Annotated in this window: 21 protein-coding genes, 1 tRNA gene and 1 pseudogene; 10 read left to right on the top strand and 13 right to left on the bottom strand. The window is 49.3% G+C overall.

Annotated features, from left to right (window positions below; translation table 11 throughout):
• The first annotated feature begins 207 nt into the window (after window positions 1-207).
• The 3 genes from proB (at window position 208) to FEK43_RS22005 (ending at window position 2,766) form a co-directional block, all read left to right on the top strand.
• The gene (gene proB / locus FEK43_RS22015) at window positions 208-1,311 is read left to right on the top strand and encodes a glutamate 5-kinase (protein ID WP_001285288.1); all 1,104 of its coding nucleotides are present in this window, start codon (window positions 208-210) and stop codon (window positions 1,309-1,311) included.
• Window positions 1,312-1,322: 11 nt separating this feature from the next.
• A complete protein-coding gene (gene proA / locus FEK43_RS22010; protein WP_135406111.1) occupies window positions 1,323-2,576 on the top strand; it encodes a glutamate-5-semialdehyde dehydrogenase in 1,254 nt (417 codons plus the stop codon).
• Between the two features lie 114 nt (window positions 2,577-2,690).
• Window positions 2,691-2,766: transfer RNA gene (locus FEK43_RS22005), tRNA-Thr, on the top strand.
• Window positions 2,767-2,780: 14 nt separating this feature from the next.
• Here FEK43_RS22005 and FEK43_RS22000 read toward each other — a convergent pair.
• The 13 genes from FEK43_RS22000 to FEK43_RS21935 form a co-directional block, all read right to left on the bottom strand.
• On the bottom strand, window positions 2,781-3,899 hold the full coding sequence (locus FEK43_RS22000) for a site-specific integrase (RefSeq protein WP_240782996.1): 1,119 nt from the start codon (window positions 3,897-3,899) through the stop codon (window positions 2,781-2,783).
• The gene (locus tag FEK43_RS23240; protein ID WP_000446903.1) at window positions 3,821-4,171 is read right to left on the bottom strand and encodes a helix-turn-helix domain-containing protein; all 351 of its coding nucleotides are present in this window, start codon (window positions 4,169-4,171) and stop codon (window positions 3,821-3,823) included. The genes FEK43_RS22000 and FEK43_RS23240 overlap by 79 nt, the downstream gene beginning before the upstream one ends.
• Complete coding sequence (locus FEK43_RS21990; protein WP_000488407.1) at window positions 4,143-4,421, bottom strand: DUF4222 domain-containing protein; 279 nt, start codon at window positions 4,419-4,421, stop codon at window positions 4,143-4,145. Before FEK43_RS21990 ends, FEK43_RS23240 begins: the two co-directional genes overlap by 29 nt.
• 47 nt (window positions 4,422-4,468) lie before the next feature.
• Window positions 4,469-4,687, bottom strand: a complete 219-nt coding sequence (locus FEK43_RS21985; protein WP_000763364.1) for a TraR/DksA family transcriptional regulator — start codon at window positions 4,685-4,687, stop codon at window positions 4,469-4,471.
• 98 nt (window positions 4,688-4,785) lie between these two features.
• Complete coding sequence (locus tag FEK43_RS21980) at window positions 4,786-5,001, bottom strand: cell division protein ZapA (RefSeq protein WP_240782995.1); 216 nt, start codon at window positions 4,999-5,001, stop codon at window positions 4,786-4,788.
• A 76-nt stretch (window positions 5,002-5,077) separates the two neighbouring features.
• Entirely contained in the window at window positions 5,078-5,635 is a 558-nt protein-coding gene (locus tag FEK43_RS21975; RefSeq protein WP_080075637.1) for a phage N-6-adenine-methyltransferase, read from the bottom strand.
• The gene (locus FEK43_RS21970) at window positions 5,632-5,790 is read right to left on the bottom strand and encodes a DUF1317 family protein (protein ID WP_000682559.1); all 159 of its coding nucleotides are present in this window, start codon (window positions 5,788-5,790) and stop codon (window positions 5,632-5,634) included. Before FEK43_RS21970 ends, FEK43_RS21975 begins: the two co-directional genes overlap by 4 nt.
• Window positions 5,787-6,467, bottom strand: coding sequence for a lambda exonuclease family protein (locus FEK43_RS21965; RefSeq protein ID WP_000186846.1), 681 nt, complete (start codon window positions 6,465-6,467; stop codon window positions 5,787-5,789). Before FEK43_RS21965 ends, FEK43_RS21970 begins: the two co-directional genes overlap by 4 nt.
• Window positions 6,464-7,249: a phage recombination protein Bet gene (gene bet, locus FEK43_RS21960; RefSeq protein WP_000100847.1), complete on the bottom strand. Its 786-nt coding sequence runs from the start codon at window positions 7,247-7,249 to the stop codon at window positions 6,464-6,466. The genes FEK43_RS21965 and bet overlap by 4 nt, the downstream gene beginning before the upstream one ends.
• Window positions 7,250-7,254: 5 nt before the next feature.
• The gene (locus FEK43_RS21955) at window positions 7,255-7,551 is read right to left on the bottom strand and encodes a host-nuclease inhibitor Gam family protein (RefSeq protein WP_097411298.1); all 297 of its coding nucleotides are present in this window, start codon (window positions 7,549-7,551) and stop codon (window positions 7,255-7,257) included.
• A gap of 75 nt (window positions 7,552-7,626) precedes the next feature.
• Window positions 7,627-7,833, bottom strand: a complete 207-nt coding sequence (locus FEK43_RS21945; RefSeq protein WP_000233576.1) for a phage encoded cell division inhibitor protein — start codon at window positions 7,831-7,833, stop codon at window positions 7,627-7,629.
• A 474-nt stretch (window positions 7,834-8,307) separates the two neighbouring features.
• Entirely contained in the window at window positions 8,308-9,171 is an 864-nt protein-coding gene (locus FEK43_RS21940) for a hypothetical protein (protein ID WP_000340376.1), read from the bottom strand.
• A 66-nt stretch (window positions 9,172-9,237) separates the two neighbouring features.
• Window positions 9,238-9,930 carry a helix-turn-helix transcriptional regulator gene (locus FEK43_RS21935; RefSeq protein ID WP_000712399.1) on the bottom strand — a complete coding sequence of 231 codons (693 nt, stop codon included), beginning with the start codon at window positions 9,928-9,930 and terminating at the stop codon, window positions 9,238-9,240.
• A 110-nt stretch (window positions 9,931-10,040) separates the two neighbouring features.
• Here FEK43_RS21935 and FEK43_RS21930 point away from each other — a divergent pair, with 110 nt between their 5' ends.
• The 7 genes and pseudogenes from FEK43_RS21930 to FEK43_RS21905 all read left to right on the top strand — a co-directional run.
• Complete coding sequence (locus tag FEK43_RS21930; protein WP_000184665.1) at window positions 10,041-10,268, top strand: helix-turn-helix domain-containing protein; 228 nt, start codon at window positions 10,041-10,043, stop codon at window positions 10,266-10,268.
• Between the two features lie 30 nt (window positions 10,269-10,298).
• Complete coding sequence (locus FEK43_RS21925) at window positions 10,299-10,838, top strand: toxin YdaT domain-containing protein (RefSeq protein ID WP_135406114.1); 540 nt, start codon at window positions 10,299-10,301, stop codon at window positions 10,836-10,838.
• Window positions 10,835-11,831 (top strand): annotated as a pseudogene (locus FEK43_RS21920) (replication protein). The gene FEK43_RS21925 and the pseudogene FEK43_RS21920 overlap by 4 nt, the downstream one beginning before the upstream one ends.
• Window positions 11,828-12,529 (top strand): replication protein P, encoded by a 702-nt coding sequence (locus tag FEK43_RS21915; RefSeq protein ID WP_000788891.1) that lies wholly within the window; start codon window positions 11,828-11,830, stop codon window positions 12,527-12,529. Before FEK43_RS21920 ends, FEK43_RS21915 begins: the two are co-directional and overlap by 4 nt.
• Window positions 12,526-12,825: a protein ren gene (locus tag FEK43_RS21910; protein WP_130216499.1), complete on the top strand. Its 300-nt coding sequence runs from the start codon at window positions 12,526-12,528 to the stop codon at window positions 12,823-12,825. Before FEK43_RS21915 ends, FEK43_RS21910 begins: the two co-directional genes overlap by 4 nt.
• Before the next feature lie 146 nt (window positions 12,826-12,971).
• Window positions 12,972-13,079: an ash family protein gene (locus FEK43_RS23235; protein ID WP_215629063.1), complete on the top strand. Its 108-nt coding sequence runs from the start codon at window positions 12,972-12,974 to the stop codon at window positions 13,077-13,079.
• A 21-nt stretch (window positions 13,080-13,100) separates the two neighbouring features.
• Window positions 13,101-13,458, top strand: a 358-nt coding sequence (locus tag FEK43_RS21905) for a Bro-N domain-containing protein (RefSeq protein ID WP_138158706.1), incomplete at its 3' end; no start/stop codon positions are given.

The following is a 13,458-nucleotide window of genomic DNA, read 5'->3' as shown; positions in this document are numbered from 1 at the left end:
TGTTAAAGATATATTACAGCTTAATAATATTCTTAAAATGTGCTAATTTATTAAATCTGTAATAAAAGCGTAAACAACTGCCGTTACGCTTGCTGATCCCGCGCAACAAAACGCTATGCTTTGCTCGCAGATGGTTGGCAACCGACGACAGTCCTGCTAAAACGTTCGTTTGATATCATTTTTCCTAAAATTGAATGGCAGAGAATCATGAGTGACAGCCAGACGCTGGTGGTAAAACTCGGCACCAGTGTGCTAACAGGTGGATCGCGCCGCCTGAACCGTGCCCATATCGTTGAACTTGTTCGCCAGTGCGCGCAGTTACATGCCGCCGGGCATCGGATAGTCATTGTGACGTCGGGCGCGATTGCCGCCGGACGTGAGCACCTGGGTTACCCGGAACTGCCAGCGACTATTGCCTCAAAACAACTGCTGGCGGCGGTAGGGCAGAGTCGACTGATTCAACTGTGGGAACAGCTGTTTTCGATTTATGGCATTCACGTCGGGCAGATGCTGCTGACTCGTGCTGATATGGAAGACCGTGAACGCTTCCTGAACGCCCGCGACACCCTGCGTGCACTGCTCGATAACAACATCGTTCCAGTAATCAATGAGAACGATGCTGTCGCTACGGCAGAAATTAAAGTTGGTGACAACGACAACCTTTCTGCGCTGGCGGCGATTCTGGCGGGTGCCGATAAACTGTTGCTGCTGACCGATCAAAAAGGTTTGTATACCGCTGACCCGCGCAGCAATCCGCAGGCAGAACTGATTAAAGATGTTTACGGCATTGATGACGCACTGCGCGCGATTGCCGGTGACAGCGTTTCAGGTCTTGGAACCGGCGGCATGAGCACTAAATTGCAGGCCGCTGACGTGGCTTGCCGTGCGGGTATCGACACCATTATTGCCGCGGGCAGCAAGCCGGGCGTCATTGGTGATGTGATGGAAGGCATTTCCGTCGGTACGCTGTTCCATGCCCAGGCGACTCCGCTTGAAAACCGTAAACGCTGGATTTTCGGTGCGCCACCGGCGGGTGAAATCACGGTAGATGAAGGGGCAACCGCCGCCATTCTTGAACGCGGCAGCTCCCTGTTGCCGAAAGGCATTAAGAGCGTAACCGGCAACTTCTCGCGTGGTGAAGTGATCCGCATTTGTAACCTCGAAGGTCGTGATATTGCCCACGGCGTCAGTCGCTATAATAGCGATGCATTGCGCCGCATTGCCGGACACCACTCGCAAGAAATTGATGCAATACTGGGATATGAATACGGCCCGGTAGCCGTTCACCGTGATGACATGATTACCCGTTAAGGAGCAGGCCGATGCTGGAACAAATGGGCATTGCCGCGAAGCAAGCCTCGTATAAATTAGCGCAACTCTCCAGCCGCGAAAAAAATCGCGTGCTGGAGAAGATTGCTGATGAACTGGAAGCACAAAGCGAAAGCATCCTCAACGCTAACGCCCAGGATGTTGCTGACGCGCGTGCTAATGGCCTCAGCGAAGCGATGCTTGACCGTCTGGCACTGACGCCCGCACGGCTGAAAGGCATTGCCGATGATGTGCGCCAGGTGTGTAACCTCGCCGATCCGGTGGGGCAGGTAGTCGATGGCGGCGTGCTGGACAGCGGCTTGCGTCTGGAGCGTCGTCGCGTGCCGCTGGGGGTGATTGGTGTGATTTATGAAGCGCGCCCGAACGTGACGGTCGATGTTGCTTCGCTGTGCCTGAAAACGGGTAACGCGGTGATCCTGCGTGGCGGCAAAGAAACCTGCCGCACTAACGCTGCAACGGTGGCGGTGATTCAGGACGCCCTGAAATCCTGCGGTTTACCGGCAGGTGCAGTACAGGCAATTGATAATCCTGACCGCGCGTTGGTCAGTGAAATGCTGCGTATGGATAAATACATCGACATGCTGATCCCGCGCGGCGGCGCTGGTCTGCATAAGCTATGCCGCGAACAGTCGACAATCCCGGTGATCACAGGCGGTATAGGCGTATGCCATATTTACGTTGATGAAAGTGCAGAGATCGCTGAAGCCCTGAAAGTAATCGTCAACGCGAAAACTCAGCGTCCGAGCACATGTAATACGGTAGAAACGTTGCTGGTGAATAAAAACATCGCCGATAGCTTCCTGCCCGCATTAAGCAAACAAATGGCGGAAAGCAGCGTGACATTACACGCAGATGCTGCCGCAATGGCACAGTTGCAGCCAGGCCCTGCGAAGGTGGTTGCTGTTAAAGCCGAAGAGTATGACGATGAGTTTCTGTCATTAGATTTGAACGTTAAAATCGTCAGCGATCTGGACGACGCCATTGCCCATATTCGCGAGCATGGCACGCAACACTCCGATGCGATCCTGACCCGCGATATGCGCAACGCCCAGCGTTTTGTTAACGAAGTGGATTCCTCCGCTGTTTACGTTAACGCCTCTACGCGTTTTACCGACGGCGGCCAGTTTGGTCTGGGCGCGGAAGTCGCGGTAAGCACGCAAAAACTGCACGCGCGCGGCCCAATGGGGCTGGAAGCACTGACCACCTACAAGTGGATCGGCATTGGTGATTACACCATTCGTGCGTAAATAAAATCGGGTGATGCAAAAGTAGCCATTTGATTCACAAGGCCATTGACGCATCGCCCGGTTAGTTTTAACCTTGTCCACCGTGATTCACGTTCGTGAACATGTCCTTTCAGGGCCGATATAGCTCAGTTGGTAGAGCAGCGCATTCGTAATGCGAAGGTCGTAGGTTCGACTCCTATTATCGGCACCATTTAAATCAATAAGTTACACATCATTAGTACCTTCCTTATTTTTTGACTGGGACAAATTTGGGACCGATGGGTTCAGAATCGAGTCTATTTGCCGTGCGTGTTCGGTAAGGTGATTAGGCGCGAGGTGAGCATATCGACGAACCATTTCGATAGACTCCCAGCCACCCATTTCCTGTAACACTGACAACGGGACTCCGGCTTGAACCAGCCAACTTGCCCAGGTGTGTCTCAAGTCGTGAAATCTGAAATCATCAATACCAGCTCGTCTCAGCGCCGCTTTCCAGGCTGTGTTTGCGTCATACCGCATCTTCCTTACTGTTGGCGCTTTCGTTCCGTCTGGTTTGGTACAGCTTTCCTTATACACAAATACCCAACGGTGATGATTTCCTATTTGTTTTTTCAATACGCGACATGCAGTATCATTCAGCGCAACGCCAATTGCGCGGTTTGATTTACTCTCTTCCGGGTTTATCCATGCCACCCGGCGCTGCATGTCTATTTGTTGCCATTCAAGGTTGATGATGTTCGAGCGTCTTAAACCTGTTGCCAGTGCAAATTCAACAACAGACTTTAATGGCTCCGGACATTCATCAATCAGCCTTTGTGCTTCATGAGGCTCCAGCCAGCGGATCCGTTTATTCTTTGGTTGAGGCACTTTAATAATTGGTGCCTTATCCAGCATTTTCCATTCACGCTCTGCGGCTCTTAGCAGGGCCTTTATAAATGAAAGATGCGTTGCCTTCGTTGCAACGGACGCTGGTTTTGGCGTGTATTCTGGAACTGGTTTCCCTTTTTTTCTGCATGCTTCTGCCCTGAGTTTCCAGTTTACCTCATGACGCCGGTTCGTCATTTTCTGCATTGCTGAATAAATTTTTGATTCAGTAATGTCTCTTAGTTGCATTCCTGCGAAATGTTGAAGCCAGAATCCGATCCGGCTTTTGTCATCGTCCAGTGATTTTTTATGTGCTTTCTCTTCGAGCCACCTGACACACGCCTCCTCGAACGTCATATCAGGTATTTCACCAAGTTTGCTGACCCGCCATGCTTCAGCCTTTAGCTTGTCATGGAGCTCTGTCGCCTGCCTTTTGTCCTTTGTTCCAAGAGACTGTTTAAATCTTTTACCGTTCGGCAATGTGAAACTGGCGTACCATATTTCACCTCTGCGGAAGAGTGACATTTTCTTTCCTCTGTTATGCCATCACCCGCGCTCACCTTGATAGTATGCAGCGGAGACTGAAGCGCCGCAATGCAGGCTTGTCGCGTTGTGAGGTAAGGAGATTTTGGTTTAGTGGGGTCTTTGCGTGTTGCCTGTAGGCGGCCTGTTCGTATCCAGTTGGTAGCGGTAGGTCTGGATATCTTGAGAAACTGACAGGCCTCATCGAGTGTGAGGCTGTATGATTCCATGGTTACCTCTGCTTTTTGAACGCATGTCACGTAACTTCTTAATGTGTTCTGCCGTTTCGATCTCTTCTGCTATCCGATCTGCATCAGCTTTATTCACAGGTTCAAAGTCATGATTAAAGCGGAACATGCTGGCGATACATGTTCTGCCTTTTCGGATGTAGTGAACTTTGTTGTGGGTAGAACGCAGGATTTTGCAGGGAGTGCCGTGGTGGTCGACGTACCAGGTGTTAGGAAAAATGATTCTGAACATTTTTACACCTCAGTTGGACGATGTTGAAATTTGCTGCTTTGAGGCCATCACAATCCCCATTGTTTGTTCTTAAGTTCGATCTCCTCCTGGCAACTTGCACAAGTCCGACAACCCTGAACGGCCAGGCGTCTTCGTTCATCTATGGGGTCGCCACACTCACAACAATGAGTGGCAGATATAGCCTGGTGGTTCAGACGACGCATTTTTATTGCTGTATTGCGCTGTAATTCTTCGATTTCTGATGCTGAATCAATGATGTCTGCCATCTTCCATTAATCCCTGAATTGTTGGTTAATACGCTTGAGGGTGAATGCGAATAATAAAAAAGGAGCCTGTAGCTCCCTGATGATTTTGCTTTTCATGTTCATCGCTCCTTAAAGACGCCGTTTAACATGCCGATCGCCAGGCTTAAATGAGTCGGTGTGAATCCCATCAGCGTTACCGTTTCGCGGTGCTTCTTTAGTACGCTACGGCAAATGTCATCGACGTTTTTATCCGGAAACTGCTGTCTGGCTTTTTTGATTTCAGAATTAGCCTGACGGGCAATGCTGCGAAGGGCGTTTTCCTGCGGAGGTGTCATTGAACAAGTCCCATGTCGGCAAGCATAAGCACACAGAATATGAAGCCCGCTGCCAGAAAAATGCATTCCGTGGTTGTCATGCAGCCTCCCGACGGGCAAGAATCCTTGAGCCGAACGCCATCAACTCTCCACGATCAACGGTCGTAAAGTGGCAGTGTGTACGGGGGTATGGGTGCCAGATAATGAGCATCGAGCCTTTATTATTTCCACTGACGGGTTTCCCAGTGAGTGGGTTAATAAATGCCAGTCGTCCTGCCGTGATGAATCTGACCTCACTGGCGGTTTGTATCGCTTCATGAAACCATCCGGCAGATGTGTCAGCAGGCAATAACATTACACATCCCACACTACTGAATTTGTTTTCAGTGGCTGCCTTTTTCACAAAAGGGGAAATATTGCTGTATGGTGGATTCAACCAGACATAACCAGAGGCATATCCCATTGCTTCAGGCCATGAAGTGGTTAATGTGTTCTGCTCCTGTGAGATAAAAAGCCGACATAGTCGGTTTTTTTCGCTGGCTGCAGCATCAAGTTGAAAAACGAACTCTGCATTAAGCGCAGCAAAAATCTCTGGTGGTGTGCGCCAGCTGTCGCGATGTTCGGCAGGAGTATTGCTTCCGGTGAAATCAGTCATACAGCCCCCCGTTTATTATTTATCTCCTCAGCCAGCCGCTGTGCTTTCAGTGGATTTCTGATAACAGAAAGGCCGGGAAATACCCAGCCTCGCTTTGTAACGGAGTAGATGAAAGTGATCGCGCCTACCCGGATATTATCGCGAGGATGCTTCATCGCCATTGCTCCCCAAATACAAAACCAATTTCAGCCAGTGCCTCGTCCATTTTTTCGATGAACTCCGGCACCATCTCGTCAAAATTCGCCATGTACTTTTCATCCCGCTCAACCACGACATAATGCAGGCCTTCACGCTTCATGCGCGGGTCATAGTTGGCAAAGTACCAGGCATCTTTTCGCGTCACCCACATGCTGTACTGCACCTGGGCCATGTAAGCCGACTTTATGGCCTCGAAACCACCGAGCCGGAACTTCATGAAATCCCGGGAGGTAAACGGGCATTTCAGCTCAAGGCCATTGCCGTCACTGCATAAACCATCGGGAGAGCAGGCGGTGCGCATACTTTCGTCGCGATAGATGATCGGGGATTCAGTAACATTCACGCCGGAAGTGAATTCAAACAGGGTTCTGGCGTCGTTCTCGTACTGTTTTCCCCAGGCCAGCGCCTTAGCATTAACTTCCGGAGCCACACCGGTGCAAACCTCAGCCAGCAGGGTGTGGAAGTAGGACATTTTCATGTCAGGCCACTTCTTTCCTGAGCGGGGCTTTGCTATCACGTTGTGAACTTCTGAAGCGGTGATGACGCCGAGCCGTAATTTGTGCCATGCATCATCCCCCTGTTCGACAGCTCTCACGTCGATCCCGGTACGCTGCAGGATAATGTCCGGTGTCATGCTGCCACCTTCTGCTCAGTGGCTTTCTGTTTCAGGAATCCAAGAGCTTTCACTGCTTCGGCCTGTGTCAGTTCTGACGATGCGCGAATGTCGCGGCGAAATATCTGGGAACAGAGCGGCAATAAGTCGTCATCCCATGTTTTATCCAGGGCGATCAGCAGAGTGTTAATCTCCTGCATGGTTTCATCGTTAACCGGAGTGATGTCGCGTTCTGGCTGACGTTCTGCAGTGTATGCAGTATTTTCGACAATGCGCTCGGCTTCATCCTTGTCATAGATACCAGCAAATCCGAAGGCCAGACGGGCACACTGAATCATGGCTTTATGCCGTAACATCCGTTTGGGATGCGACTGCCACGGCCCCGTGATTTCTCTGCCTTCGCGAGTTTTGAATGGTTCGCGGCGGCATTCATCCATCCATTCGGTAACGCAGATCGGATGATTACGGTCCTTGCGGTAAATCCGGCATGTACAGGATTCATTGTCCTGCTCAAAGTCCATGCCATCAAACTGCTGGTTTTCATTGATGATGCGGGACCAGCCATCAACGCCCACCACCGGAACGATGCCGTTCTGCTTATCAGGGAAGGCGTAAATTTCTTTCGTCCACGGATTAAGGCCGTACTGGTTGGCGACGATCAACAATGCGATGAACTGCGCATCGCTGGCATCACCTTTAAATGCCGTCTGGCGAAGAGTGGTGATCAGTTCCTGTGGGTCGACAGAATCCATGCCGACACGTTCAGCCAGCTTCCCTGCCAGCGTTGCGAGTGCAGTACTCATTCGTTTTATACCTCTGAATCAATATCAACCTGGTGGTGAGCAATGGTTTCAACCATGTACCGGATGTGTTCTGCCATGCGCTCCTGAAACTCAACATCGTCATCAAATGCATGAGTAATGGCTTTTTTGCTGGCCCCGCAGCGTTGTAAATGATCGATGCAGAGCGATTCAAACAAATGCTGGGGCAGACCCTTTTCCAGGTCGTCTGCCAGTTCTGCCTCTTTCTCTTCACGGGCGATCTGCTGGTAGTGACGCACCCAGCTCTGAGCCTCAAGACGATCCTGAATGTAATAAGCGTTCATGGCTGAACTCCTGAAAATGGCTGTGAAAATATCGCCCGCGAAATGCCAGGCTGATTAGGAAAACAGGAAAGGGGATTAGTGATTCAGGCCGTTACCGCGTCCGTCGAGAAAAACTTCCACGAGTAAATCACGGGTATAAGTGCGCTCGATGCCGCGATGCAGATATAGCCGTCCGCGTAAATTAGCTGATGCAGTCCAGGTACCATCTTTGTGTTTGACCAGCATTCCTGGCATGACCGCACCGCGATTAACGGTCTGCGTTCCGTAATGTTGATGAACCATAAAAACTCCTGCCCGTAAGCTGGGCTGCTGAACATATAGAGACTTCTGCGCGTATTCAGGCGGTGGATGGCCGCCGGTGTCATAACTAAGCCGCCTCGTTGAAGCGACTGAGGTATGAAGTATCGAGTTGATTTCAGCTGGTCACACCGACGTTCACGCGTCCGTTTCACCCCTCGCACTCCCCGTAGCCTGCTGAAATTCAAGCTGCGGATCTAAGCGGTCATCGCAACGGTGAATCAGGTGATTGCCGTATCGGTGTGTTGTTGCGACATGGTGATAATAGCTATTGCTATTGATGATATCAATACTTATTGCTATTGCTAGATGTGTTTTGATATTAAATGTTTGATAGCAAAAAGAATTAATTTTGTGACTTGCATCGCATAGCGATAACCGAAGCGGGGTTGTGGTGGTTTTTTGAACGGTGTGTGATGAGGGGAGGCAAAAGAAAACCCGGCACGACGGCCGGGGAAATCATTTCGCATCTACAATAAATAACCTGTTTATCTGGCCTTTTTTAACAGTAGCCTTTGCGGTTATAGTGAATACTGCAGATGGATCACCTTTGGTTGATATATATGCACTAAGAGCTCTAATATACGGGTTATTCTTCTTTCCTGCAGCTGGATCGCTAATTTCAGCAGTGATTCTCTTTTTTGAGTCATCACCATCTAAAATTATTTTAGCTGTCATATTTTGTGCATCAAATTCTGTAAGAAAAGCACGATACTCACGAAGACCGAGAACTTCATCATCATCAAGCCTATCAATTTCAGCTTTATCTCTCTCGTTAACTTTTAGAAGGCAGCCGTCAACATTTGTTGCAACACTTATCTGATCGCAAGTATTACCAATAGGTGATACTGCCTGCCTTACAGAGGGGCGAAGCTCTACAGCCATTCGGTCAATCAAAGAGATCAACTTATCAATGGTTCCAGCATCCTTGTTTCCTAGTGCCTCTATGGCCTTTTCAAGTGACTGCTGCAAAGCTTTCATTTCATCTTTCTTGTTAGAATTTCTCGCAAAAATATATTGTAGTATTGCGCCAAGTATAGTTGCGGCGATCCCCGAGAACAACTGGTTCTGAGTGGCGAAGTTAAGAACTGCTTCAAGAGTAAAGCAGTTAGCTTTTGCTTCGCGTGCGTAAACCTTAACTTCCTGATAATTAATGTATTTACTATATTTTTGTGTAACAGAGAAAGAAGCTGCTGTTGAGAGAACTTTAGAAAAACCCTTTAGGGATTCTCCTAGGCAGTTCAAATCTATTTCATGATTTAAAGCATCTTTTCCGTCATACCTAAGAGAGATTTTTATATCCTGTAAAGCGTCACAATCCATAAATCGCTCTCGTCTAATTCTAATTAAATTTACTATCCCCTAAACGACTCATCAGCACAGTACTGATTATCCATGTTTCCTGTACGTCTGGGGCATGCTCCCAATAACCTTACCGAAGATGAACACCCGGTTCATCTCGTCTTTCTCGATCGGGTCCCACGGCGAGTAGCTCTTATTATCAGAGATAACCAGCAGCTTATCCTTCATCATTTGCAGGCGCTTTACATGGGCGGTGTCGTCGTACAGAAACGCATAGATGCCATCACCGTCGAAAGATTTAACCGTGATATCAACGAACAGCAGATCACCTGGTTCGATCGTTCCTGACATGCTGTCACCACGCACGTTAATGATGCGGATATTTTCCGCCTTCCTGCCATCGAACATGTGACGAGCATCGTCAAACGAGTACTCAACCGAGCGTAGAACTTCTACAAACTCACGATTGATGACACCCGGCCCGGCACTGACTTCTATATCAAGAACGTCAATCTTGAAGTATTTGGAATGGTTGACAGCAGGCTTCCCTGATTGTTGACCGTCATTTCTCATCGGGCCTATGCCTGATGAGAGCCACTCTGTTCGAACACCTAATGCATTAGCTATTTCAACAATTTTTGTTGAGCCGCGCGCGTTGCCGCTTGTCAGTCTCCAGATTGTGGGTTGAGCTACGCCAGACGCCTTTGCAAGAGCGCCTTGAGACATTCCAGATTGTTCCATCGCTAGGTTTAAGCGATCAGCAAGAGTTTCTTTTTTCATAAGTTTTAATTTATACGCTTGCGTATTGATGGTCAAAACACGTTTTGCTATTGATTGGGTTAATACGCATTGCTATTATCTATTCATTGCAATACCAATAGGAATTGATAATGACAAATCAAACCATTCAACTCGCAATCAGTATTACAGGTAGTCAAAAACGACTGGCAGATCTATGCGGTGTAGCCCAACCCACTGTTTGGCGTTGGCTACACGGTGGCGGAATTGATGCCCGCTATGTAATGAAAATTGTCTCAGCCACTGGTGGAAAGATTAAACCAGCAGATATTCGTCCCGACCTCGCACCATTGTTTAACGCGAGTAATTCTGCCGCCTAAACTGCGGCGTTAACTGATAAGGCAATGACTATGCAACCACTTACATACCAACAGACTAGCGGATTTAGCCCGACAGCGGTGATAAATCGTTCTCAAACAAAACAGGTGCCAGGCCACGAAAAAATCCGTGATGCCGTCCGCGCCTGGTCGGCTGAAGATAATCAGGATGTCGTTGCCGCACTCATTGTGAATGAGTATCGAGCACAGGGCGGCGGCACCATCGATTTCCCTGATGATGTCAGCCGTGCACGCCAGAAGCTGTTCCGCTTCCTCGATAACAAATTCGATTCTGAAAAATACCGAAATAACGTGCGTGAATTGACCCCGGCAATTCTGGCGGTACTACCGCTGGAATATCGCGGCCACTTGGTTGAGCAGAATAGCTTCATGGCTCGGCTGGCTGAAATGGAAAAGGAACTCAGTGAGGCAAAACAGGCTGTCATTCTCAACGCACCACGCCACCAGAAACTGAAGGAGATGAGTGAAGGCATTGTGTCGATGTTTCGTGTGGACCCGGACCTGGCTGGTCCATTGATGGCGATGGTCACCACCATGCTGGGGGCAATATGACAGGTTCAGAAATGGCGAAAGCCGGTCTGCGCGAACAGAACCGACTTTCAGGTGCAAATCGTAACACACTCATTGCGGGAGGAATTATGGCAAACACTGCTGAGATATTCAATTTTCCAGTGCCGGATGTGGCACAAAAGGAGCCGCGCGTGGCAGATCTCGATGATGGTTATACGCGCATTGCTAATGAGTTGCTGGAAGCTGTGATGCTGGCCGGATTAACACAGCACCAGCTTCTGGTCTTCCTGGCTGTCATGCGCAAAACATATGGCTTTAATAAAAAAATGGATTGGGTGAGCAACGAGCAACTTTCCGAGTTAACCGGGATATTGCCGCACAAGTGTTCTGCTGCAAAAAGTGTTCTGGTAAAGCGTGGGATTTTGATTCAGAGCGGGCGGAATATAGGCATTAATAATGTGGTCAGTGAATGGTCAACATTACCCGAATCAGGTAAGAAAAATAAAGTTTACCTGAAAGAGGTAAATTTACCTGAATCAGGTAAGAAAAGTTTACCCAAATCAGGTAAACACAAAAGACAAACTAACAAAAGACAATATAAAACCTTTTTCGTCCGAGAATTCTGTCGAATCCTCTGACCAGCCAGAAAACGATCTTCCTGTGGTGAAACCGGATGCTGCAATTCAGAGCGGCAGCAAGTGGGGGACAGCAGAAGACCTGACCGCCGCAGAGTGGATGTTTGACATGGTGAAGACCATCGCGCCATCAGCCAGAAAACCGAATTTTGCAGGGTGGGCTAACGATATCCGCCTGATGCGTGAACGTGACGGACGTAACCACCGCGACATGTGTGTACTGTTCCGCTGGGCATGCCAGGACAACTTCTGGTCCGGTAACGTGCTGAGTCCGGCCAAACTCCGCGACAAGTGGACCCAGCTCGAAATCAACCGAAACAAGCAACAGGCTGGCGTGACAGCCGGCAAACCAAAACTCGACCTGACGAACACTGACTGGATTTACGGGGTGGAGCTATGAAAAACATCGCCGCACAGATGGTTAACTTTGACCGTGAGCAGATGCGTCGGATCGCCAACAACATGCCGGAACAGTACGACGAAAAGCCGCAGGTACAACAGGTAGCGCAGATCATCAATGGTGTGTTCAGCCAGTTACTGGCAACTTTCCCGGCGAGCCTGGCTAACCGGGACCAGAACGAACTGAACGAAATCCGCCGCCAGTGGGTGCTGGCTTTCCGGGAAAACGGGATCACCACAATGGAACAGGTTAACGCAGGAATGCGCGTAGCCCGTCGGCAGAATCGACCATTCCTGCCATCACCCGGGCAGTTTGTTGCCTGGTGCCGGGAAGAAGCATCCGTTACCGCCGGGCTGCCAAACGCCAGCGAGCTGGTTGATATGGTTTACGAGTATTGCCGGAAGCGTGGCCTGTATCCGGACGCAGAGTCTTATCCATGGAAATCGAACGCGCACTACTGGCTGGTTACCAACCTGTACCAGAACATGCGAGCCAATGCGCTGACTGACGCGGAATTACGGCGCAAGGCTGCCGATGAACTGACCTGTATGACAGCGCGAATTAACCGTGGTGAGGCTATACCTGAACCAGTAAAACAACTTCCTGTCATGGGCGGTAGACCTCTAAATCGTGCACAGGCTCTGGCGAAGATCGCAGAAATTAAAGCTAAGTTCGGACTGAAAGGAGCCAGTGTATGACGGGAAAAGAAGCAATTATTCATTACCTGGGGACGCATAAGAGCTTCTGTGCGCAGGACGTTGCTGAGGTAACAGGCGCAACAGTAACCAGCATAAATCAGGCTGCGGCTAAAATGGCGCGGGCAGGAATCTTAGTCATTGATGGTAAGGTCTGGCGAACGGTGTATTACCGGTTCGCTACCAGGGAAGAACGGGAAGGAAAGGTGAGCACGAATCTGATTTTCAAGGAGTGTCGCCAGAGTGCCGCGATGAAGCGGGTTTTATTTGTTTATGCGGCGGGGGGAGGAAATCAGTGAGGTTGACGATAACTAATATCTGGCGCTATATTCTGTGCGTTGCCGCAAAATCGGCACACGGGATTGGCGTCCCGGATAAGGTAATCGCGACTACTACACGCCGCGAGCGTGTTTTTTATTGTCGTAAGCATACGCACATCTGAATTATGGTGGGGCGTGTAGGGCCGACTTCGGTCGGGCCGGTTGATTACCCCGGTTACGCCAACCCTACATGTCTCACCACCAAACTGATTGGCGTCAGCGGTGGTGGTTAACTTGATTTATAGGTAATCATCATGAGCACACAACTAGTCTTTCATCAAACAAAATTCCATCCTGTTAAACACAACAACAGTATCTGGCTTACTGCCGTTGAGATTGCTCAAGCTCTCGGATATAAAAAATCTGATGCCGTAACTCAGATCTACGATCGAAATTCCGATGAATTTAGGGCAGATATGACTGAGACCCTCAATTTGAGTGTCTCAGGGAACTACCAGAAAACAATACGCATTTTCTCCCTCCGTGGTGCCCATTTGATCGCTATGTTCGCCCGCACTCCTGTAGCCAAAGAATTCCGCCGCTGGGTTCTGGATATTCTCGATCGAGAAGTTCAACAATCCCCAATCACAAGACAATTCACTGATAACGAAC

This window comes from Escherichia sp. E2562 (assembly GCF_005781075.1).
In the GTDB taxonomy this organism is placed as follows: domain Bacteria; phylum Pseudomonadota; class Gammaproteobacteria; order Enterobacterales; family Enterobacteriaceae; genus Escherichia.
Note: the sequence above shows the minus strand (reverse complement) of the source record. Positions and strands in the feature narration are given on the sequence as shown.